This window comes from Salirhabdus sp. Marseille-P4669, from assembly GCF_900240405.1.
In the GTDB taxonomy this organism is placed as follows: domain Bacteria; phylum Bacillota; class Bacilli; order Bacillales; family Alkalibacillaceae; genus OEQK01.
The window spans coordinates 420,509-442,990 of record NZ_OEQK01000002.1; the positions used below are offsets into that span (position 1 = coordinate 420,509).

Annotated in this window: 21 protein-coding genes and 1 pseudogene; 13 read left to right on the forward strand and 9 right to left on the reverse strand. The window is 37.7% G+C overall.

The window, feature by feature from the left end:
• Positions 1–41: 41 nt before the first annotated feature.
• On the forward strand, positions 42–1,295 hold the full coding sequence (locus C1A05_RS05135) for a DNA polymerase IV (RefSeq protein ID WP_102027370.1): 1,254 nt from the start codon (positions 42–44) through the stop codon (positions 1,293–1,295).
• Positions 1,296–1,302: 7 nt separating this feature from the next.
• Positions 1,303–1,473, forward strand: a pseudogene (locus tag C1A05_RS05140) (GNAT family N-acetyltransferase); the annotation flags it as partial.
• Between the two features lie 65 nt (positions 1,474–1,538).
• On the opposite strand, the gene C1A05_RS05145 reads toward C1A05_RS05140, so the two are convergent.
• Positions 1,539–2,558 (reverse strand): metal ABC transporter solute-binding protein, Zn/Mn family, encoded by a 1,020-nt coding sequence (locus C1A05_RS05145; RefSeq protein ID WP_102027108.1) that lies wholly within the window; start codon positions 2,556–2,558, stop codon positions 1,539–1,541.
• Positions 2,559–2,724: 166 nt separating this feature from the next.
• Positions 2,725–3,186, reverse strand: a complete 462-nt coding sequence (locus C1A05_RS05150; RefSeq protein WP_102027109.1) for a hypothetical protein — start codon at positions 3,184–3,186, stop codon at positions 2,725–2,727.
• 225 nt (positions 3,187–3,411) lie between these two features.
• On the opposite strand from C1A05_RS05150, the gene C1A05_RS05155 reads away from it, so the two are divergent.
• Both C1A05_RS05155 and C1A05_RS18525 read left to right on the forward strand, forming a co-directional pair.
• Positions 3,412–5,595: a DNA topoisomerase III gene (locus C1A05_RS05155; RefSeq protein ID WP_102027110.1), complete on the forward strand. Its 2,184-nt coding sequence runs from the start codon at positions 3,412–3,414 to the stop codon at positions 5,593–5,595.
• Positions 5,596–5,903: 308 nt separating this feature from the next.
• Positions 5,904–5,987, forward strand: a complete 84-nt coding sequence (locus C1A05_RS18525) for a putative holin-like toxin (RefSeq protein ID WP_373419466.1) — start codon at positions 5,904–5,906, stop codon at positions 5,985–5,987.
• Positions 5,988–6,295: 308 nt separating this feature from the next.
• Here the strand turns inward: C1A05_RS18525 and C1A05_RS05160 are convergent, their stop codons facing one another.
• The 4 genes from C1A05_RS05160 to C1A05_RS05175 form a co-directional block, all read right to left on the reverse strand.
• On the reverse strand, positions 6,296–7,663 hold the full coding sequence (locus C1A05_RS05160; RefSeq protein WP_102027111.1) for an aldehyde dehydrogenase: 1,368 nt from the start codon (positions 7,661–7,663) through the stop codon (positions 6,296–6,298).
• Between the two features lie 15 nt (positions 7,664–7,678).
• Positions 7,679–8,593 carry a ribonuclease Z gene (gene rnz, locus C1A05_RS05165; protein WP_102027112.1) on the reverse strand — a complete coding sequence of 305 codons (915 nt, stop codon included), beginning with the start codon at positions 8,591–8,593 and terminating at the stop codon, positions 7,679–7,681.
• A gap of 34 nt (positions 8,594–8,627) precedes the next feature.
• Entirely contained in the window at positions 8,628–9,650 is a 1,023-nt protein-coding gene (namA, locus tag C1A05_RS05170) for an NADPH dehydrogenase NamA (protein WP_102027113.1), read from the reverse strand.
• Between the two features lie 69 nt (positions 9,651–9,719).
• Positions 9,720–10,493, reverse strand: coding sequence for a glycerophosphodiester phosphodiesterase (locus C1A05_RS05175; RefSeq protein WP_102027114.1), 774 nt, complete (start codon positions 10,491–10,493; stop codon positions 9,720–9,722).
• Positions 10,494–10,574: 81 nt separating this feature from the next.
• On the opposite strand from C1A05_RS05175, the gene C1A05_RS05180 reads away from it, so the two are divergent.
• From C1A05_RS05180 to C1A05_RS05190, 3 genes are read left to right on the forward strand one after another with little or no spacing between them, the layout of a single operon-like run.
• Positions 10,575–12,215: a M20/M25/M40 family metallo-hydrolase gene (locus tag C1A05_RS05180; protein ID WP_102027115.1), complete on the forward strand. Its 1,641-nt coding sequence runs from the start codon at positions 10,575–10,577 to the stop codon at positions 12,213–12,215.
• 50 nt (positions 12,216–12,265) lie between these two features.
• Positions 12,266–13,225 carry an MBL fold metallo-hydrolase gene (locus C1A05_RS05185; RefSeq protein ID WP_102027116.1) on the forward strand — a complete coding sequence of 320 codons (960 nt, stop codon included), beginning with the start codon at positions 12,266–12,268 and terminating at the stop codon, positions 13,223–13,225.
• 14 nt (positions 13,226–13,239) lie between these two features.
• Positions 13,240–14,034: an SDR family NAD(P)-dependent oxidoreductase gene (locus C1A05_RS05190; RefSeq protein WP_102027117.1), complete on the forward strand. Its 795-nt coding sequence runs from the start codon at positions 13,240–13,242 to the stop codon at positions 14,032–14,034.
• A gap of 469 nt (positions 14,035–14,503) precedes the next feature.
• On the opposite strand, the gene coaA is transcribed toward C1A05_RS05190, so the two are convergent.
• Both coaA and C1A05_RS05200 read right to left on the reverse strand, forming a co-directional pair.
• The gene (gene coaA, locus C1A05_RS05195; RefSeq protein WP_102027118.1) at positions 14,504–15,442 is read right to left on the reverse strand and encodes a type I pantothenate kinase; all 939 of its coding nucleotides are present in this window, start codon (positions 15,440–15,442) and stop codon (positions 14,504–14,506) included.
• A 190-nt stretch (positions 15,443–15,632) separates the two neighbouring features.
• Positions 15,633–15,956 (reverse strand): hypothetical protein, encoded by a 324-nt coding sequence (locus tag C1A05_RS05200; protein ID WP_102027119.1) that lies wholly within the window; start codon positions 15,954–15,956, stop codon positions 15,633–15,635.
• A gap of 132 nt (positions 15,957–16,088) precedes the next feature.
• Here C1A05_RS05200 and C1A05_RS05205 point away from each other — a divergent pair, with 132 nt between their 5' ends.
• The 3 genes from C1A05_RS05205 (at position 16,089) to C1A05_RS05215 (ending at position 19,073) form a co-directional block, all read left to right on the forward strand.
• Positions 16,089–17,363, forward strand: a complete 1,275-nt coding sequence (locus tag C1A05_RS05205) for a DNA polymerase IV (RefSeq protein ID WP_102027120.1) — start codon at positions 16,089–16,091, stop codon at positions 17,361–17,363.
• A gap of 133 nt (positions 17,364–17,496) precedes the next feature.
• Positions 17,497–18,471: a quinone oxidoreductase family protein gene (locus C1A05_RS05210; RefSeq protein ID WP_102027121.1), complete on the forward strand. Its 975-nt coding sequence runs from the start codon at positions 17,497–17,499 to the stop codon at positions 18,469–18,471.
• A gap of 89 nt (positions 18,472–18,560) precedes the next feature.
• A complete protein-coding gene (locus C1A05_RS05215; RefSeq protein ID WP_102027122.1) occupies positions 18,561–19,073 on the forward strand; it encodes a YbaK/EbsC family protein in 513 nt (170 codons plus the stop codon).
• Between the two features lie 75 nt (positions 19,074–19,148).
• Here C1A05_RS05215 and C1A05_RS05220 read toward each other — a convergent pair whose 3' ends face one another.
• Entirely contained in the window at positions 19,149–20,066 is a 918-nt protein-coding gene (locus tag C1A05_RS05220; protein WP_102027123.1) for an aldo/keto reductase, read from the reverse strand.
• Between the two features lie 148 nt (positions 20,067–20,214).
• Here C1A05_RS05220 and C1A05_RS05225 point away from each other — a divergent pair, with 148 nt between their 5' ends.
• From C1A05_RS05225 to C1A05_RS05235, 3 genes are read left to right on the forward strand one after another with little or no spacing between them, the layout of a single operon-like run.
• Complete coding sequence (locus C1A05_RS05225; RefSeq protein ID WP_102027124.1) at positions 20,215–20,553, forward strand: DUF4064 domain-containing protein; 339 nt, start codon at positions 20,215–20,217, stop codon at positions 20,551–20,553.
• 50 nt (positions 20,554–20,603) lie between these two features.
• The gene (locus C1A05_RS05230; protein ID WP_102027125.1) at positions 20,604–21,146 is read left to right on the forward strand and encodes an NUDIX hydrolase; all 543 of its coding nucleotides are present in this window, start codon (positions 20,604–20,606) and stop codon (positions 21,144–21,146) included.
• 3 nt (positions 21,147–21,149) lie between these two features.
• Positions 21,150–22,322: an endonuclease Q family protein gene (locus C1A05_RS05235; protein WP_102027126.1), complete on the forward strand. Its 1,173-nt coding sequence runs from the start codon at positions 21,150–21,152 to the stop codon at positions 22,320–22,322.
• The last annotated feature ends 160 nt before the right edge of the window (positions 22,323–22,482 follow it).

Genomic DNA, 22,482 nt, shown 5'->3' on the forward strand with positions numbered 1-22,482 from the left:
ACTATATTAGAACGAACGTTCCATTAGAAAAAGGTGTTAATATGTCGAAACGATTTCCTACGAAGGGTCGGATCATTTTTCATGTTGATATGAATAGTTTCTATGCATCTGTGGAAGCTGCCTATAACCCAGATTTAAAGGGAAAACCGTTAGCGATTGCAGGTAATCCTGAAGAACGTAAAGGAATTGTCGTAACGAGCAGCTATGAAGCAAGGGCAAAGGGTGTAAAAACGACAATGCCCTTATGGCAAGCTAGAAAGCTATGCCCTAATTTAATTGTCATGACACCGAATTTTCCCCGTTATCGCGAGGCATCGAGTAATATGTTCCAAATTTTAGCGGATATAACCCCATATGTGCAGCCTGTATCCATAGATGAAGGATATATGGACATTACGGAATGTGCCCATTTGGGAACACCAATTGAAATCGCAGAAAGCATACAAAAACGACTAAAAAATGAATTAGACCTACCGTGTAGTATTGGCATTGCTCCCAATAAATTTTTAGCAAAAATGGCTTCAGATATGAAAAAACCACTTGGTATAACCGTCCTTAGAAAACGGGAGCTATCAACTAAGCTATGGCCATTACCTATACATGAAATGTACGGAGTTGGGGAAAAAACGGCTCAAAAGCTGCGCAATATTCATATTGAGACAATTGGGGATTTAGCGAATACGGATGTTTACGAGCTTAAAGCATTACTTGGAATAAACGGAGAGCGTCTTCATAGTAGAGCGAATGGCTATGATCCCCGCCCAGTCGATCCAGAGGCAGTTAGTGACTTTAAAAGCATCGGCAATTCCCAAACCCTACCATACGATACAACCGATGAGAGAGAAATTGAAAAGTTATTAGCATCTTTATCAGAAAAAGTGGCAAACAGGATGAGGCGTAAAGGTGTAGTCGCTGAAAATATCCAAATTTCCATTCGCTACTTTGACAGGAAAACCATTACCCGTAGCAAACAATTGAGTGACTATGTCGAGATAAGCGAGGATATTTTTCTCATTGCGAAAGAGATGTTTCATGCGAACTGGAATCAAAAAGCAATTCGACTGTTAGGAGTTACAGCAACAAACCTAGTGGAAAAGGATGAATTAACCCAACAGCTTGACTTATTTACGTATGAGAACGAAGCGAAAAATGAGAAGTTATATGAAGCTGTAGATAAACTGAATGAAAAGTACGGCAAGAATCTGTTCGTTAAAAGTAAAGTAACAGATGACACCGATTTTATATCTACGAGTTTTCAAAAGGATTATTTGGATGATTTTAAAAAGAAAAAGTAGGGAGAAAAACCTAGTTCGAATGGAGGCACGATGTTTACAAGACAATATTGGTTCCGAGCGTGTAATGCAAAAAATTGGCATGAGCTATGAAGGAACCATTAGAAAAGGTTTGTTTAGTAAAGGAAAACATCATGATTTAAAATTGTACTCGATTTTGGATGAGGAGTTTTTTAAGTAAAGCTTGTGTTTGGGAATTAATAAAGCTGGCATAACATTCATGCCAGCATTTGCTTAGTAGTTGTTTTAATCTAGTGCCAAATCCAATGTTTCTAAATTTTTCCGCATTAAACTAAAATAATCCTCTCCATTTTCCATATCTTCCTCCGTTAATGTTTCAAGGTTGTTAAGGTAAAGTGGTTCGGCTTGTATTTCATCCTGGATAACACGAGCGACACTTGGGGAGACATTTTTCTCGAATATAAGATAAGATATCTCCAAATCATTGGCTAGTTTAATGATTTCTTCTAATTCCTTCTGGGAAGGCTCATCCGTTGGTGAAATTCCAGTAATTGCAATTTGTTGAATTCCATATGCCTCCTCCCAATATCCATATGCTGCATGTGATACAATCATTTGTGGATTTTCCTTCGATTCTATTAAAGTATGAAACTCTTTGTCTAGTGCTTCTAATTCCTTTTTCAATGCTTCAAAGTTTTGATTGAATGTGTCTTCTGCTTCAGGCATAAGTTCTACTAAAGAATCACGTATGTTAGAAGCAACGGTTATGGAACGATAGGGATCAAGCCAAACGTGTGGATCCATATCTCCGTGGCTATGGCCATGATCATCATAATCAAAAGAAGTAGACTCCTCCGCATGTTCGAGGTCATGTTCTTCCTCTTCATGTAAATCAGTAGAAACCTCTACAGCATGATTGTGTTCATGCTGAATGGTTTCAACACTCTTTGTAGCTTCGATCATGAGCGTATCTTCTTTATGAAGTGCATCCGTTATTGTCTCTGCATAGGGTTCCAAACCGAATCCATTATAAATAAAGGCATCTGCTTGTGCGATTTCAATCATTTGTTTAGACGACGGCTCAAACGTATGGGAATCCGTCCCTGAGGGTATGATGCTTTCTACATCAACCAGATCGCCAGCTATTTTTTGTGTGAAATCAGCTAAAGGATAAATGGTTGTATAAATTTTAACTTTTTGGCTTTCTGTGTCAGTGGAGGTGTTTTTCTCAAGTGCTTTGCAGCCAACTACTGTTGAAATCATCAGTAAAGAAAGACCAAAAATAAACGTATTTTTACGTAACATGTTTTCTCTCCCTTTTTGTACTATGTAATACCTAAATAGTAATGATTACGATTTATTATAATGCATAAATATCGGAGTGTAAATAAAAATGTTCCAATCATTTTTAAATAAGCGTAAAAAAAGAGCTTTGTCTAATTAGACAAAACTCCACGAAAAAAGGACTACTCTACGTTGCTACTTCCTCTTTAAACTTTATAAGTCTTTCCTGCGTTTGTTTCATTAATGCCTTCATGTTTTCTACATTAGGGCTGTCCTTCTTTGCTTCTGCAATTAAAGGATAAAGCGTTTCTTCAATATACATATAACTAGCTTTATCTATCTCTTCTACTTGTTTTTCGATGACATCCCATTTTTCCTCTAATAAACTTCCTGATTTATGAATTGCTTTCACATCGATAGGAGAATCGGATACTGTTTTTTCTAGTTTTTCGAGTGTACGTAATACTTCATCTAGCCTCTCAACTAACAGAGAGCTGTCTTTTTGTACGTATGAATGTCCAGCTGTTTCGATCGCTTTTGGATCATCTACTTTTTCTACGCTCTCATTATTATTCATGTTGTTATTGTATCCATAGACGAAGGCTATTACGATAAGCAATGTACCAATTACATAAGCCAATTTTCTCATTAGGGATGACCTCCTTTCAGCTAGTATAGCATTCTTTCCTAATTATTAACTTTTACACATTCATTTAAGGGAGAGTGGTAATAAAAATGATAATGAATTGTAATTCCTTTGTTACTGTTAACGTATTCGGAAAGCTTACTTCCTGTGTCCTTTCTGGCTAAATCCCAAATAGTAAGCTAAAATAAATAAGTATGGGTCAGTATTACCCTATGAAAGGATGTTTACATGAGTAAAACAGTAGTACTTGCAGAAAAGCCTTCTGTAGGAAGAGATATTGCAAGAGTTTTAAAATGTACGAAAAAAGGAAACGGATTTTATGAAGGAAAAGATTATATTGTAACGTGGGCTCTTGGTCATTTAGTAACATTAGCGGACCCAGAAGCCTACGATGATAAATATAAACAATGGAAAATAGAAGATTTACCAATGCTTCCGAAACCTTTAAAGTTAGTAGTTATGAAGAAAACAGGTAAGCAATTTAGCGCTGTAAAACAGCAGCTACAACGAAAAGATGTTGGTGCAATTGTTATTGCAACAGACGCCGGCAGAGAAGGGGAGCTAGTAGCTCGTTGGATTTTAGAAAAAGTACGGACAACTAAACCAATAAAACGTTTATGGATATCCTCTGTTACCGATAAAGCGATACGGGATGGCTTTAAACAATTAAAGAATGGTAAGCAATATGAAAATTTATATGCATCCGCTGTTGCTCGGGCAGAAGCGGATTGGTACGTAGGTTTAAATGCGACTCGTGCACTTACTACAAAGTTCAACGCACAATTATCCAGTGGTCGTGTGCAAACCCCAACCTTGGCCATGTTAGCTGTAAGAGAAGCAGAGATTAAAAGCTTTAAGCCACAAACCTATTACGGCATAAAGGCTAACACTAATAAAGGATTTTCCTTAACGTGGTTTGATTCCAAGACGAAATCCAATCGAACCTTTACGAAAGAAAACGCCGAAAAGAGAATCGAAGAAATCCGTAATAAAGAGCTTATGATTACCAATGTCGAAGCCAACAAAAAGAAAAGCTTTGCACCTAAGCTTTATAATTTAACAGAGTTACAAAGGGATGCCAACCGAATTTTTGGCTATTCCGGTAAACAAACCTTATCGATCATGCAAAGGTTATATGAACAACATAAAGTTCTTACCTATCCGAGAACAGATTCTAGCTATATCTCATCTGATATTGTTCCGACGATTAAAGATCGTATTAAGGCGTGTAGTGTAGATGAATACACGAAACTAGCACAACCACTATTAAAGCAAACGATTAAAGTGCATAAAGGCTTTGTAGATGATCAAAAAGTAACAGATCACCATGCTATTATTCCAACAGAAGAAAAAGTGTATTTACCAGATTTAAATGACCAAGAACGAAAAATATACGATTTAGTAGTCCGACGCTTCTTAGCAGTATTATATCCACCATTTGAATATGAACAAATTAAAGTAACGGCTCAAATTGGTAATGAGCGCTTTGAAGCGAAGGGAAGAAAAATTGTAAAGCAAGGCTTTAAACAGGTTTTTAATCGTGGAGATTCTAATGATGATGCAGAGAAAGACGAGCAACAGTTACCTGCACTGCAAGTAGGCGATCGCATTTCCAACATTCAAGTAGTCCTAACTACAGGTGAAACAAAGCCACCAGAATACTTTACAGAAGGAAATTTACTTCAAGCGATGGAAAATCCAGTAAAGTTTATGGATGGAGAAGATAAGCATTTAGTAAAAACCATCCACAATACTGGTGGTATTGGAACGGTTGCAACGCGAGCGGACATCATTGAAAAACTATTTAATAGTCAATACATGGAGAAAAAAGGAAAATACCTTTATCTAACCCATAAAGGAAGACAGCTTTTAGAGCTTGTCCCTGCTGACTTAAAATCTCCAGCTTTAACTGCTGAGTGGGAACAAAAGCTATCCAATATTGCAGAAGGAAAATTAAACAAACAAACATTTATCGAAGAAATAAAACAATATACGAAAGAAATTGTAAGCGAGATTAAAGGCAGAGATACGAAATTTAAACATGATAACATTACGGGTACGAAATGTCCGGAATGTGGTAAGTTAATGCTAGAAATTAACAACAAAAAAGGAAAGATGCTCGTTTGCCAAGATAGGTCCTGTGGCCATAGGAAAAATGTGGCGAAAAAGACAAATGCAAGATGTCCAAATTGTCATAAACGATTAGAGTTGCGTGGTGAAGGAGAAGGACAAATCTTTACGTGTAGCTGTGGACATCGTGAAAAGCTTTCTACATTTGAAGCAAGGAAAAAGAAGGAAAAGCAAGGGAAAGTTTCGAAAAGAGATGTACAAAAATATATGAAAAAACAGAATGAAGAATTCACAAATCCAGCACTAGCAGAGGCTCTAGCAAAATTAAAAAATAAGAAATAATTAAGAAACCCAATGGAAAGTTACTATTGTCCATTGGGTTTCTTATATGATGTAGAGATTGCTGTTTTGGATTAGTCTTGAAATACAACATGTGTGTGCGAAAGGTAGACAAATGGTGAAGGATACAAAAACTGTGGTAAAGGGAATTTTTGAATAAGTACTCTAGTCTGGTAAATGTAAATTAAAGCGAAGGATAGAAACATACGTTCGTGTTGTGGTATAATATATTTTATAATAGACAAGCTTCACATGAGGGATAAGGCACACTTTTTCTTTTGGGATGTATCCCAAGAGAGGAGGTGATAGCTATGGATGTGAAAGATGTGTTAACTCTGATGATTTCATTCGGAACGTTAATAGCATTTATCATGTCTGAAAAAAGCAATAAATAATCCCTCATGTGCTTTTGCGAGGCAGTGAGGGATTATCTCTTACTGTGCCTTCCCCTCTTGATAGGGTTGGTCTATTATAGCCGTTCTATGTTGCAGCATAGAACGGTTTTTTCTATTCTATGACTTTTCACCTATATTATAACATGAATTCGTATTTATTTGCATGATTTGACTTAATTGTTCAAAGACTTTCTTGAAATTTTTATTTTAGTTCTTTACGTACATCAACAATAAGTTCTGAGAAAATCTTAGCTCCGTATCCTTCTTAGATTATCCTACTATAATCTCTATCTTATGCACTCCCATCATTACTTCATAATCCGCTTAATAATCTTCAAGCCTCGCTTTGAATTCGGATAACGAATGGCCATATCAAATGCTGTTGTTTGCTTGAGTACGCTTTTATGATGAGAAAAGGAGTCAAAGGATGCTTTTCCATGATAAGCGCCCATACCACTCGTTCCAACACCACCAAATGGGAGATAAGGGTTTGCGAAATGGAAAATAGTATCGTTTATGCAACCACCTGCATATTGAATGTTTTCAATTATCCAATCTTGATTCCTTCGATTCTCTGAAAAATAGTAAAGGGCAAGAGGTTTTGGTGCCTTTAAAATATGTTCTTTTACGTCATCCAAATTGGAAAAGGTAAGTAACGGTAATACAGGTCCAAAAATTTCATCCTTCATTACCGGATGATCCCATGTTATATCCTCGACAACTGTTGGAGCAATTTTTTGACTTACCTCATCCACTTTTCCACCAATTGCGGTTCGACCGTCATTCATGTAGTCTTTTAATCTGTTAAAATGACGTCCATTTATGATTTTCGTATATTCTTCATTTTGAAGCGGATCTTGACCATATAAATCTGCTATAGCTTTATCTAGTTTTTCAAGAAAAGCAGTCTTTACATCCTCGTGTACAAGTAAATAATCGGGGGCAATACACGTTTGCCCAGCATTGATAAATTTACCCCATGCCGTCCGTTTTGCCGCAAGATCAAGCTTAGCATCTTTATCAATAATACATGGACTTTTACCGCCTAATTCAAGGGTTACAGGAGTTAAATATTTACTTGCCTTCTCCATTACAATTTTTCCAACCTGGGGGCTTCCGGTAAAGAAGATATAGTCAAACTCTTCATTTAGAAGGGCTTCGCTTACATCTCTTTCTCCTTCCACAACCGTAATGTAATTTTCATCAAAGGTTTCCTTGATCATGATAGATAGCAGCTTTGATACAGTTGGCGTAAATTCAGACGGTTTAATAACAGCACAATTACCAGCTGCAATTGCCCCCACTAATGGCGCAATTGTTAAATTAAGTGGATAATTCCATGGACTAATAATTAACGTAACACCATAAGGTTCTTTGTAGATATAGCTTTTGGAACCGGTATGAGAAATAGGTGTTTTCACTTTATCAGGCTTCATCCATCTGTTTAACTTTTTTAAAGCATCCGATACCTCGGAATATAAGATACCGATCTCTGTTGAAAAGGCCTCGTATTCGGACTTATTTAAATCCTTTTTTAAGGCTGCATACATTTCTGCTTCATATGTTTTGAGCATTTTTTTCAACCGCTCTAGCTGTTGCTTCCGAAATGTATATGGTAATGTTTTACCACTATGAAACCATTCCTTTTGAGCACGTACTTTTTTTGGAATATCCATATTAATCACTCCTTCTTATACTTGAACACGATCAAAATCCTGAACGAATACCGTATTAGGAAATACTTTTTGTGCCTCTTCTACTATTGGTTGCATATCCTCTGCTTGATATCTAGAGGATATGTGGGTTAATAAAAGCTTATGCACTTTACCAGCTAAAGCTAATTGTGCGGCTTGATTAGCGGAGGAATGATAGTATTCATAGGCTAAATGCTCGTCATTCGCACCGAATGTTGCTTCGTGTACAAGTATATTGGAGTCTTGGATAAACGGTATATGCTCTTTAGAAAAACGGGTATCTCCTAAAATGGTTACGACATTCCCTTGTTTAGGTGGCCCGACGAAATCCTTTCGATAAAGAATGGTTCCATCTGCCAGTGTAATCTGTGGATTTTCCTTAATTTCCTTATAAATCGGTCCAGGCTTAATTCCAGCTTCTTTTAATCTTTCCGGCATTAGCTCGCCAATTTTATTTTTCTCCTCTATTCGATAGCCATAAGAATCGATTCCGTGCTGCAGTTTTTTCGTATAGATTTTAAACTGCTCGTCTTCAAAAAGGAGTCCCTCATTTATTTCAATGAAATGCACCTCATATTTTAAATGGGTTTGGCTAACTTCTAAAGCGGTTTCCACAAAATGACGAATACCAATCGGTCCATAAATTTCTACTGGCTCTGTTCCCCCTTGAAAAGATCTACTACCAAGTAAACCAGGTAAACCAAAAATATGGTCTCCGTGTAAGTGGGTAATAAAGATCTTTTCGATTTTCCTTGGTTTTATGGATGTGTGCAATATTTGGTGTTGGGTCGCTTCTCCGCAATCAAACAACCATACTGTTCCTCGTTCTTGAAGTAGTTGTAGGGCGATAGATGATACATTTCTATTTTTAGATGGAACTCCTGCACCAGTTCCGAGAAAATACAATTCCATTTTTAATCCTCCTGGCTGTTGGGAGAGTTTATACTTATACGTTCCAACCTCGCTTATATTGCTCTGGTCCTTCGATCGTTACCTTTAATTCATCTGCGGCTTGTTTCGGCCAATAGGGATTACGTAAAAAGGCTCTAGCAATAAATATTAAATCTGCGCGATTGTTTTGAAGAATTTCCTCTGCCTGTAGACCACTTGTAATGAGACCAACAGCTCCAGTTGGAATATTTGCTTCCTTTTTAATTATTTCGGCATAGTTCACTTGATATCCTGGGTAAGATTTCACTTTTACTGGTACAACCCCGCCAGTGCTACAATCTATTAAATCGACACCTTGTTTATGCATTTCTTTAGCAAAATAGAGCATATCTTCTATCGTATTACCGCCTTCACCGTACTCATTTGCGGAAATACGAACAAACAGCGGTCCACTCCATACTTCTTGAACAGCTTCAATAATTTCCCTTAATAGGCGGTAGCGATTTTCGGTAGATCCTCCGTATTCGTCTGTTCGTTTATTTGTTAATGGGGATAGAAACTGATTGATTAAATATCCGTGGGCACCATGAATTTCGATGACATCAAAACCAGCTTCCTTTGCACGCTTTGCTCCCGATTTGAATGCACCAATCGTTTCCTGTATTTTTTCAATTGTCATTTCTTTAGGCGTTTTATAGGCATCACTAAATGAAAGTGCAGAAGGTGCGAATATTTCTTCTTGTACAGCTGCTTTTCTACCAGCATGCCCTAATTGGATGCCGCTTTTGGCCCCGTGGCGATGGACACCTTCATTGATTTTCTTGAATCCTTCTACATGCGCATGACTCCATATCCCTAAATCCTGTGGGGAGATCCGGCCTTCAGGTGTAACTGCTGTTGATTCAACAATAATTAATCCAGCTTGACCTGCTGCACGACTTTCATAATGAGTTAGGTGAAATGGTTTTACCATTCCGTCTTCTGTTTCTACAGAATACATGCACATTGGTGACATGACGATGCGATTTTTAAAGGTTACGTTTTTTATTGTAAATGGTGTAAATAATTTAGCTGTCATATATAGTTATCCTCCATTTTTTTCGATTTATTTTTACAATAGCATATTAAAGCAGAAGGGCAAACTAACTCACCTTCTGCGAAATGGATTCTTCCGTTTATATTTTGTTTCTAGCGGTAACTTTTCATATAAATCATAGGCGACATCAGGAACGTCTGTAAAGATCGCAGTACAGCCTAATTGATAACACCGTACAATCGAAAAGGGCTTATTTACCGTATACACACGTAAATCAAATCCATGCCTTTTGCACTCGGACACAAAATCGGTATTTATCAATCGATATTTTGCATGAACGCCAGTAGCACCAATGGAACGTAGGAAATGTTTTAGCCGACGAATTTTTCTAGAAGTTAAGAAGCAAGCATTCACGTTCTTGTCTAGTTTATGCAATCTTCTAATACTGTTTTTATTAAAGCTAGAAAAGACTGTACGACCAAGCATCCCATATGTTACAACTAAATTATAAACAATTTTCTCAAGATTCTCATAATCAATGATGTTGTTTTTTAATTCAATGTTTAAAAATAAAGAGGTTGGTTTGATCCATTGTAGCAATTCTTCTAATGTTACGAGCTTTGTGCCTTGGTACGATTTAGAAAACCAGCTTCCGGCATCCAGTTCCTTTAATTCTTCTAACGTATAATCTTGAACCAATCCTGTTCCATTTGTTGTTCTTTTTAATTTTTCATCGTGAATTAAAATCGGAACCCCGTCTTTCGTTAATTGAACATCTGTTTCAATACCGTCTGCTTTCATTTCCAATGCTAATTGAAAAGCAGGCATTGTATTTTCAGGAGCATATTTACTTGCACCACGATGGGCATAAATTTTTGTTGTCACATTTCCACCCCTTTGTATATTCATCATGATTGTGGAAGATTTTAGCGAAAAAGTCAATGAGTAGAAGGGAGTAACGAATCCATGAAATGGCAGTCGAAGGAGCAGTTAACGAATCTATTATGCTCACTAATTGAAATACCTAGTATTACAGGGACTGATGGAGAGATTGAAATTGTCCAGTATATGCATCATCTTCTTTCTGAGTATGAGTATTTTCAAGCGAATCCAACGCATCTAGCATTGCAGCCTCTTAAGGATGGAAGACAGCTATTAACAGCATTTGTTCGAAAAAATCCTAGCGTTAAAGATACGATTATCTTATTAGGTCATGTAGATGTAGTGGATGTAGAAGATTATGGTTCCTTTGTAAATCTCGCATTTCATCCAAAACAATTAACCGAAACCTTTAAAAGAGATCCACATCTATTGCCAAAAGAGGTACAAGAGGATTTGCAAAAAGGAGATTGGTTATTTGGTAGAGGCTCGATGGATATGAAGGCAGGGATTACCCTAAATTTAAGCCTGCTCGAAGCTGCGATTCATGGTGAGTTTGACGGTAATGTTTTATTAGTTGCCGTTCCAGATGAAGAAGCAAATTCGTCTGGTATGTTAGAGGTTTTACCGGTTTTAAAGCGCTTCGAGCAGCAGTTTAACATAAACTATATTACATGTTTGCAAACGGAGCCTGTTTTTCGAAAATTTCCTGGTGAAGAGAACTTATATATGTATACTGGTTCTATTGGTAAATTGTTACCTGGATTTTATTGTTACGGGAAAGAAACCCATGTTGGGGAGCCATTTGCAGGAGTGAATGCTAATGTAATGATTAGTTATTTAAATCAGGAATTAGAGCTTCATGAAGACTTCATTGAAAAGGTAGCAGAGGAAACAACACCACCACCAATTAGCTTAATGAATCGGGACCTAAAAGAGGAGTATTCGGTTCAAACTCCAATTTCTGCAATCGCCATGTATAACTTGCTATATATGAAGCAAGGAATCAAGGAAATTACGGACAAGTTAGTACAAGCAGCAAAAAGAGCAACGACACATATAGAAGAACATTATCAACAAAAAGCTGCTATTTATTCGGCACATTCCGGTATAGAATATGATGCAAATGTTAGGGTAAACATTTTATTATATGAAGAGCTTTATGAGAAAGCAGTAGAACGTGTCGGAGAACAGGAGGTACTGCGACGGCAAAATCTACTAATTAGCAATCGGAATCATGGAGATCGAGATTTTTCTACTATTCTAGTACAAGATTTGGCTAATTTATGTAAGGATCTCGCACCAATGATTGTATTATTTTATAGTCCGCCTTTTTATCCGGCAGTTTCCTCAAATAATCATCCTTTAATTCAACAGGTAACGAATGACATACAGCATTATGTAAAGGAAGACATGCATCTACATCTGCAAAAAGTCCAGTTTTTCCCGGGCTTATCGGATTTAAGCTTTATCGGACCGAAAACGTCAACGGAGGGGATAGACCTACTGCAACAAAATATGCCTCTAGATGAAAAGGGGTACATTTTACGGGATGTAGATAATCCCATAACGGTACCAATATTAAATATTGGACCATATGGCAAGGATGCTCATCAATGGACAGAGAGATTGGAGCTAACCTATTCCTTTGAAACGCTACCTACGATATTAAGAAGGACAATCCATGCCATTTTTTCTTACGGAAAAAATGACAAAAACGAAAATTAGCGGTACAATAAATGAATAGCCATTCATTTATTTGATTAGAGGGATGCAAAATGATAAAGACGGAAAAATTAATGCAAATGACCATCCCGACACCATATCCGGTAGGGGATGTACATGTGTATTTAGTAAAAGGCGATACACTAAGTCTTATTGATGCTGGGGTTCGTACAGATGAGGCTTGGGACATTTTTAAAAATCAATTGAAAGGTTTTGGCTATCTTCCTGAGGATATTGAACAAGTAATTTTAACTCATCACCATCCAGATCATACTGGATTTGTGGATAGATTTGATTGTGCTCACGGAATTTATGGTCATAAACGTAATCAGCCTTGGTTGCGCAGGGATGAGACATTTTTAGAGAACTATTTACACTTTTTTCAACAGCTCTATAGGGATTTTGGAATTCCGAATGAATTTAAATCGTTTCAGTATTCGTTAAAGGGAACACTGAAATACGGGGGAATCGGAGAGCTAACTGGATTTTTACAAGAACATGATACACTTCCTGGGCATCCAGACTGGCAGGTAATCGAGACGCCTGGCCATGCACGAAGCCATTTATCTTTTTACAATGGAAAAGATAAATCTTTGTTAGCTGGGGATCACGTTCTTGCTCACATTTCGCCAAATCCGTTGTTGGAGCCACCTGATGAACAACATTTACCTCGACCAAAGCCATTACTAGAGCACAGGGAAGCATTAAAAAAACTACTTCCTTATGAAATAGATGCTGTATATGCAGGACATGGACCTATTTTTCATGGTGTTCAAGATATTATTCATAAGCGACTCCAAAAACAAGAGGCAAGAGCGGATAAAGTATATCACCTCCTTCAGGATAAGCCGCTTACTGTTTACGAAACAACGAAAAAGCTATTTCCGACAAAATACCAATCGCAACTAGGGTTAACCCTTTCGGAGACAGTCGGGCAGTTGGATTACTTAGAATCGATTGGGAAAGTAAACATTAGTAAAGAAGAGGACGCTTACGTCTATACTGCAAATTAAAGGAAGTTACCAATATGAACAAGTCCCTAAATGGAAAAAACATTATCATAACTGGAGCGTCTAGCGGAATTGGGCAACAGTTGGCATGGCAGGTTGCCGAGAACAAAGCTATGCCAATTCTTGTTGCCCGTTCCGAAGAAAAGCTCAAGAGCCTAGCAGCGGAACTAAAGGAAAAGCTTTCAATTAAATCCGCCTATTATGTGTGTGATATAGGAAATAAGGAGCAGTGGCAGCAAACAATGGAGTCTATTGTTCACGATTTTGGGCACATTCACGTCCTTATCAACAACGCAGGCTTTGGTGTGTTTCAACAAGTGGATGAGATGGATTATCGTGATTTTGAACACATGTTTGCTGTAAATGTGCATGGACTTATTCAAGCTTCTCAGTTCTTTTTGCTTCATATGCTAAAAAAGAAAGAAGGACATATCGTGAATATTGCATCACAGGCCGGGAAAATGGCAACACCAAAAGCAGCAGGCTATGCATCTACAAAGCATGCCGTTTTAGGCTTTACAAATGGACTTCGCATGGAAGTAGAGAAGAAAGGGATTTATGTAACTGCTGTTAATTTAGGTCCTGTGAAAACGAGCTTCTTTCAAACCGCAGATCCTTCAGGAAGCTATGAAAAAGCAGTTCAACGCTATTTGCTTGATCCAGAAAAAGTAGCGAGAACAGTAGTGGCTAGACTATACCGACCTACTCGTGAAATCAACTTACCAAAATGGATGGAGTTCGGTAGCAGGTTATATCAACTGTTTCCAAGCTTGTTTGAAAAAGTGTTTAGAAAGCAGTTTTCGAAGAAGTGATGCGAGCAAGGAACATAATTGTATGGTGGATATTCTTCTAGCAAGTAGGAACCGGAATAAGAAATCAATGTACGTTTTACTGGCTGAGTGAGGGACCGATTAATAGAATGCCTTAGCATTAATGAGAAAAGTCTAAAGAATAATACAGAAAAGTATAAATACTCGTCGTTCAAAGGGAAATATTCTTCCAAAATGAAATGTTACTCATCTGTTTTCGGTATTTATTCTTCTAAATCCTGTATACGCGTCAAAAGGGCATTTTTATTCGTCTTTCAGGTAAAAACACGCGTCGAATTCTTTTTATAATTCGCGCTTCATTCCAGCTTAGAAATACAGCCTGGAATTGGAAATAAGATGTACTTTCTTTGATTTACTGCCTTTTTTATTATTCTCCTACAGCTATCCTGCCATATTTCATTTAAGTTAAACGACAGAAGACGTGTGAATTCCATCACACGTCTTCTGTCGTTTATATTTTCCGAAGCTTTACCTTCGTTATAATATGATCCTCTTCTTTATGTAAAATAATATCCGCTCGATTTCGTGTTGGTCTAATATTTTCTACTAAGTTCACTTTGTTAATGGTATTCCAAATTTCTGTTGCCTTCGCTTCGGCTTCTTCTTCATTCAAGCTCGCATAGCGATTAAAATAGGATTCTGGGTTGTTAAATGCAGTTTTCTTTAGTTTCTGGAATCGGTCTACATACCATCTCAATAAGTCCTCTTCTGTCGCATCCACATAAATAGATAAATCAAAAAAGTCCGAAACAAATACACTTGGAAGAGTTTTCTTTTGCATTCGAGCTGGTTGAAGGACATTAATTCCTTCTACAATGACAATATCTGGCTGTTTTAATACGTAATGCTCATTTGGGATAATGTCATAGTACAGGTGCGAGTATACTGGTACCTGGACTTTTTTGGCTCCCGATTTTAATTGAATTAATGTATCGATAAGTGCTTTTGTATTATAGCTCTCTGGGAATCCTTTGCGGTTCATCAAATCCCGTTGCTCCAACACTCTGTTTGGATATAAATAGCCATCTGTCGTGATAATTTCAACCTTTGGATGATTTGGCCATTTGGAAAGTAATGCTTTAATAATTCGTGCTGCTGTACTTTTTCCAACAGCTACACTTCCGGCTAGTCCAATAATAAAAGGGACTTTCTTCGTTGTTTTTCCAAAAAAGATATCGGAAACAGAATGGAGCTGTTGAGATCCTGTAATGTATAAATTGATGAGCCTCGTTAATGGTAAATAAACATTTGATACTTCTTCGATGGAAATCGTTTCGTTGACGCCTCGTAATTCCTTTACTTCTGCTTCTGTTAATGTCATGGGAGTATTCAGTCTAAGCTTTGCCCATTCGTCTTTTGTAAATGTTCGGTACGGTGAGTATTTTTCCATCTTGACCCTCTTTTTATAGTAAGATATAGCAAAAGTTTGCCAGTTATAGAAGGCGCTTCCACTTATCCTTTTTTGTTTTGCTAAGCGACCACCTCAGTTAATTCCCTATTCGTAAAAATCCTATTCCTGTTAGGGTTCCGCTAAGGTGCTTACGCTTTTCTTATAATCATATAAAAAAATGTGGAATTCATCAATTAAAAAAGTAGTCCTTGTATTGCAGGAAGGTCAAAATCGCTGCAATGATTGTGTAAGTTAGGGATGCGTGGAATGGGATATTTGGTATGTAATGCTTTTGTTCCATGTTCATTTTCATTCCTGTCTGACTTTGGATTTCCATGTCTAACTTTCTGCTCATAAATCCACCTGATGAGTTGAAAAATCGAATCACAACAGCACCGATAAGACCAATAAAAAAGGCTAAATCTATAAATTTTAGCTGAAATATCATTGCTGCAAAATAGTTTGCTCCAATTAAAATGAGAATGGTAATGAAAAACGATAGAAATTTTTTCAATCTTTTCCCCTCCTTTTCTTATTTACGAACCTACAAATCACAATGTTTCATTTTCTGGAAAAAAATACACTTGATTATACGAACGTATATTCGCATAATATAAGATAAACAGATTTTTAGGAGCGGATAGCAATGAGTAACCCAACCATTGATTATGGAATGTTTCCAAAGCGAAAAATTCTTTGTATTGATATGAAAAGCTTTTATGCAAGCTGTGCAGCTGTTGCTAGAGGACTTGACCCAATGACCTGTCATCTTGCAGTAGTGGGGCATATAGAACGGTCTGGAAGTGTTGTATTAGCAGCCTCACCAGCATTAAAAAAAGATTTTGGTATTCGAACAGGGAATCGGTTATATGAAATTCCGAACGATCCGAGGATTGTCATCGTAACGGCACAAATGAAATTATATTTGGAAATATCGGTTGAAATCACTAGACTTTTTAATCGCTATGTACCGAAAGAGTCCATTCATACTTATAGTGTTGATGAAAGCTTTTTAGATGTAACAGGGACGGAAAGAATTTGGGGATCACCACACGAGCTCGCAAAAATGATTCAGGATGAAATTTTAGAATCATTCCAAATTACATCTGCTGTTGGAATTGGTCCAAATATGTTAATGTCGAAGCTTTGCTTAGACTTAGAGGCAAAAAAGAAAGGGATAGCAGAATGGACATATGAAGATGTACCAGAAAAACTATGGTCTGTATCACCGTTAAGTCAGATGTGGGGGATAGGCTCAAGATTAGAAAGAAGATTAAATCGCATGGGGATTATGACAGTAGGACAGCTTGCAACCTATCCGCTAAAAAAGCTAGAAAAAGCTTTTGGGGTCATGGGAAATCAATTGTATTACCATGCAAATGGTGTGGATCTATCCGAATTAGGTGCGCCCATTTTGCAAGGGCAAATTAGCTTCGGAAAAAGTCAAATTTTGCTGCGAGATTATAAGGATCCAGAGGAAGTGCGTTATGTTGTATTAGAAATGTGTGAAGAGGTGGCAAAACGAGCGCGGGAGGCTCATAAAGCAGGTCGTACGGTAAGCTTCGGCTTAAGCTATAGCAAAAATGAAGGTGGGGGTGGGTTTTATCGTTCGAAATCAATAGATGAGCCCACAAACCTCACCGCCGATATTTTTGATGTGTGTATGCAGCTATTTCACCAATTTTATGAGGGGAAGACCGTTAGACAACTATCCATTTCCTTATCAAACATCACAAGTGATGACTATATGCAGCTCGATTTATTTGACCAGGGTCGAGAAAAGAAGCGTGCACTAGCCCATACAATGGATGGAATTCGAAACAAATACGGAAGTGCGGCTCTCCTTCGAGCGGTTTCCTACACGAAAGCAGGAACAGCGGTTCATCGGAGTGGCTTAGTAGGTGGGCATTATGCGGAGTGAATAAGGTGAATTCTGGGTGTTTTTGAACGAGTTTTGATATAATAATCCCGTAGTAAAAAAATTCAAAATACTTACTAGGAAAGTGCATCTACAGTGTGATCATCAGCGTTTTGTGAAAGTGAGGAGGAATAGGATGAAAGCGATTCTTGTATCAAAATTTGGTGGTCCAGAGGTACTGAAGTATGTGGACATAGATATTCCCACCATTACAGACGAAGATGTATTAATTCGTGTGGAAGCAACTAGTGTTAACTTCGCTGATATTAAAGCGCGGCAAGGGAAGAAAGGGAAGGGGAAAACACCGTTTATTCCTGGAATTGATGCTGCGGGAGTAATTGAGAAGGTGGGTGCCAATGTTTCGAATCTGAAGGTTGGGGACCGGGTTATTTCCTTTCCGAAAAGTGGATCCTATGCCGAGTATGCAGTGGCAAGCTCCGAGCTAACCTTTCCTATACCAGACGAATTAGACTTTGAAACAGCCGCAGCTAGTCCGATTGTTTCCTTCCTATCTTACAAGCTATTACATCATATAGCTAGAATTGAAAAAGGAGAAACGGTTCTAATTCATGCGGCAGCTGGTGGTGTTGGAACGACTGCAATCCAAATGGCAAAAATATTAGGTGCGGGAAAAGTCATTGGTACGGTTGGTAGTGAGCAAAAGGTAGAGGTAGCGATTCAGGCAGGAGCGGATGAAGTCATTAATTATAAGGAAGTAGACTTTGCTAGAAGCGTAAATGAGTTAACGAATGGCGAAGGTGCCAATGTTATATTGGACTCGGTTGCTGGCAGTGTCTCTGAAAGAAGTCTCCACTGTTTAGCTCCGTTTGGCAGAATCGTTCAATTTGGAAATTCGAGTGGGGAAGTTGGTCATTTTCAATCGAAAGATCTACATAATAGCTGTCGTTCTGTTCTCGGCTTTAGCTTTGGCACGATGCGCAAATTACGTCCGCATCTCGTAAAACCAACAGCAGAAAAGGTAATTCCGTTACTTGCTACAGGAAAATTGAACATCAAGATAGGTGAGATTTTCCAACTTAATGAGGTAGAAAATGCCCATCGATTGCTTGAGAGCAGGCAAAGTGTAGGGAAACTACTATTAAATATTTGATCATTTCGTCGTAATCTATACTTTATTGCTATATTTTGTTAAAGTGTGTTAAGCTTTGGAGAACAATACATAGATGGAAGGTGATCCAAATGTCATTGGAAAGTGTAAAAGCCCATTTTAAACAGTGGAATCGTGAGCAGGACATAATGGAATTTGAATCGTCTAGTGCAACAGTTCAGGAAGCTGCAGAGACCATCGGCGTAATACCAGCACGAATCGCGAAAACACTCTCTTTTAGAGGAGAGGAGAATAAAGCAATTTTAGTCGTAGCAGCAGGAGATGCCAAAATCGATAACAAGAAATTTCGCCAGACCTTTGGCTTTAAAGCAAGGATGCTCTCCCCTGATGAAGTGCTTGAACAAACTGGACATGTCATCGGTGGTGTATGCCCCTTTGGATTAAAGCAGGAGTTGAAAGTATACTTAGATGTATCCATGAAACGATTTGAAACGCTTTTCCCAGCCTGTGGTAGTACGAACTCGGCTATCGAACTAACACTAGAAGAATTATTTGCGTACTCGAATGCAAGTGAATGGATCGATGTATGTAAAGGATGGGAAGAAGCAGAAGAAAAAGTTATAGTTGCAGTGAGCGAGGAATAGGTTTATGAAAAGCATGTGAAACCATAATTGCATTTCACATGCTTTTGTTTAATATACAAGTGTTGCATTCCATCGTTATCGATGTGCATCATAAACATTCGGCTTAGAGATGGCCTGTAACTCCTTATATAAGTCATCATCTAGGGGTTTACTATGACCATAACGTAAATTAGCTTCCAGCTGCTCGATTGAACTTGCCCCAAAAACAGCTGTTGCTAGCGCTGGATGCTGTAAAACATATTGCAGTGCTAATGCATTCGCAGTTCGATCTTCTGCTAATTCCAAAAACCGAGACACTACCCCTTTTAATTCCCCATAGCTATAATCCAAATAACCATTTTGTCCTTTCTTTTCAACCTGTGCTAATCCATTTGTTGTTAACATTCCTTTTGCCATTGGCCCTCTAGCAATGACACTAATGTTATGCTCATGCAACAAATCCAGCACATTTTCCTCTGGCCGACGGTCTAACAGGCTATACTGCATCATGACACTGACAATATTGGAACGAGTTATGTATTCCCGAATGACATTTGGTCGAATGGAGGAGATTCCGTAATATCGTATGATTCCTTCCTGTTTGAGCTCTTCAAAAGCTTCAATGGTCTCATCTATTGGATCTTCAATCGTACCACCGTGTAGTTGGTATAAATCAATATAATCTACACCTAACCTCGTTAAACTATCTTTAACCCCATTTTTTATATGTTTTTTAGATGGATCCCAATACCAACCTTCTTTACCAGGCTCAAAGTGGTTTCCTACTTTTGTCGCTAAAATTACTTTGTCTCTCTTCCCTTTAATGGCTTTTCCGACGATCGATTCGTTTATTCCTTGATCGTATAAGTCTGCTGTATCTAAATAATTAATCCCCGAGTCTAATGCACGGTCAATGATTTCGGACGCAATATGTTCGTTTGTTCCAAGCGACATACAGCCTAGAGAAATCTCGGAAACGACTAAATCAGATGTGCCGATTTGGCGTTTGTTCATTGTCTTCACTCCCTCTATTTTCCTTTTATTGTAGAAAAGAAGAGCTTGAATGACAAGCAATTGAGAACCCGAATTTAGTATAGATAAGTAAATTCTGATTCAATCTATATAAAGACACGGAATCCATTTATTAGAAAGGAGAAAAAGAATGGGAGAAAATTTTAATACAGCACGAATTACGGAATTCATATTAGGATTAATTGGTGGTATTTTTGGGGTGCTTAGTTCTATTCTTGCTATGTTTGTAGGATCCATTGATGCGGTTTTTACAGGTTCAACTACTGTTTCCAGTCTCGGGGTATCTGCTTTATTTGCTTCCATCGTCGGAATCATCGGCTCTGTTGTCGTAAAAAAGAGAGACAAGTTGGGTGGAATTCTTATGATTGTATCTGCTATATGGGGCATTATAAGTATTTCGTTATTCTATATATTATCCTTCGTTTTACTACTAATGGCAGGTCTTATGGGTGTTTTCCGCAAAGGATAAAAATCTCAAGTGTGGTACTATTATCTTAAAAGATAGTAGAAGGTGAAAAGATGAAGAAATTTGAAGAGAAAACAGTTGAGTCAAGAACTATTTTTGAAGGTAAAGTCATAAAGGTTTTGCATGAAGATGTGGAACTTCCTAATGGAAAACAGTCCAAAAGAGAGTTGGTGAAGCATCCAGGGGCTGTTGCAATTATTCCAATTACAAATGATGATAAAATTTTACTTGTAGAACAATATCGCAAGCCATTAGAACAAAGTATTGTTGAAATTCCAGCTGGAAAGCTCGAAAAAGGGGAAGAACCAGAAGTGACCGCAATTCGTGAATTAGAAGAAGAAACAGGGTATACGACAAACCATTTAACGTATGTTACGTCGTTTTATACATCCCCGGGGTTTGCAGATGAGTTGCTTCATATTTATATAGCGAAAGACCTTATAAAGGTAGAAAACCCATTGCCCCAAGATGAGGATGAATTTGTAGAAATACGAGAATGCACATTAGAGGAAGCCAATAAGCTTGTAGCAGATAAACAAATTTATGATGCAAAAACGGCTTATGCCATTCTTTATTTAAACAACAAGGGAATGTAGAAAATGGACTTACATGACTTTTATGTTGATCTTCACATCCATATCGGAAGAACGATAAGCGGGAGACCTGTTAAAATTACGGCATCGAAAACGTTAACGTTAACAAATATATTAAAAGAGGCTTCAGCTAGAAAAGGGCTCCATATGGTCGGAATTATTGATTCACACGTTCCAGAAGTACTAGAGGAATTAGAACAGTTAATACGGGATAAAAAAGCATATGAATTAGAGGAGGGTGGAGTTCAGTATGAAAACGTCACTCTCTTACTTGGCTCTGAGATTGAAATATATGACCAACATTGCAAAGGCCCCATACATGTTCTATGTTTTGTCCCTACAATCGCAAAAATGCACACTTTTTCCCAATGGTTTCAAAAGAGGGTAAGCAATGTTACATTAAGCTCGCAACGAATGTATGGCAGTGCCGTGGAGCTTCAAGAATATGTCAAGGATCTAGGTGGCCTTTTTATCCCTGCACATATTTTCACGCCATTTAAAAGTCTTTATGGCAAAGGAGTCCATCAAAGCTTAACAGAAGTATTCAATCCCAACTTAATAGATGCGGTCGAACTCGGTTTAAGTTCGGATACTTCTATGGCAAATGAGATAGAGGAGCTTGGGGAATATACCTTTCTAACCAATTCGGATGCTCATTCATTAAAGAAAATCGCAAGAGAGTATCAAAAAATTAGAATGACTAAGCCTACATTTCAAGAACTCAGCCTCGCTCTATCCAATAAAAATGGACGAAAAGTTGTTGCGAACTTTGGTATGAATCCTGTACTTGGGAAGTATTATACAACGGTATGTGCGAATTGTTTGCAACCAACGCCATTTGGAGAACCTTGTAAGCACTGTGGTAACAAAACGATTATAAAGGGCGTTTCAGAACGGATTAAAGAGCTTCGTGCGGAACATCCAATTAAGCGGGAGCGACCAAATTATATTCATCACGCTCCACTTGAATACTTACCAACACTTGGCCCAAAGACGTATGAAAAAATGTTAAGTCAAATTGGTACAGAAATGTATATTCTTCATAAGGCAACAAAGGAACAATTAGAAAAGGTTTGCTCAAAAAAACTAGTACAAATGATAATAAAAATGAGAGAGGGAGAATTAAACTTTCAGGCTGGTGGTGGTGGAAAATATGGAAAAGTGGTGGACAAACCATAGTAGTAAAAGGATATCTGCAGTTTTTATATAGCAGATATCTCTCTCTTTTTTTTATTAATAAATTCTCTCTATTCTTTTGGTCTATTTTTTTGCCTTTTTTCATAGAGTAGAAATAACAAAGCAAAGAATAATAGATACTAGAAAGACCAAATTGGAATGG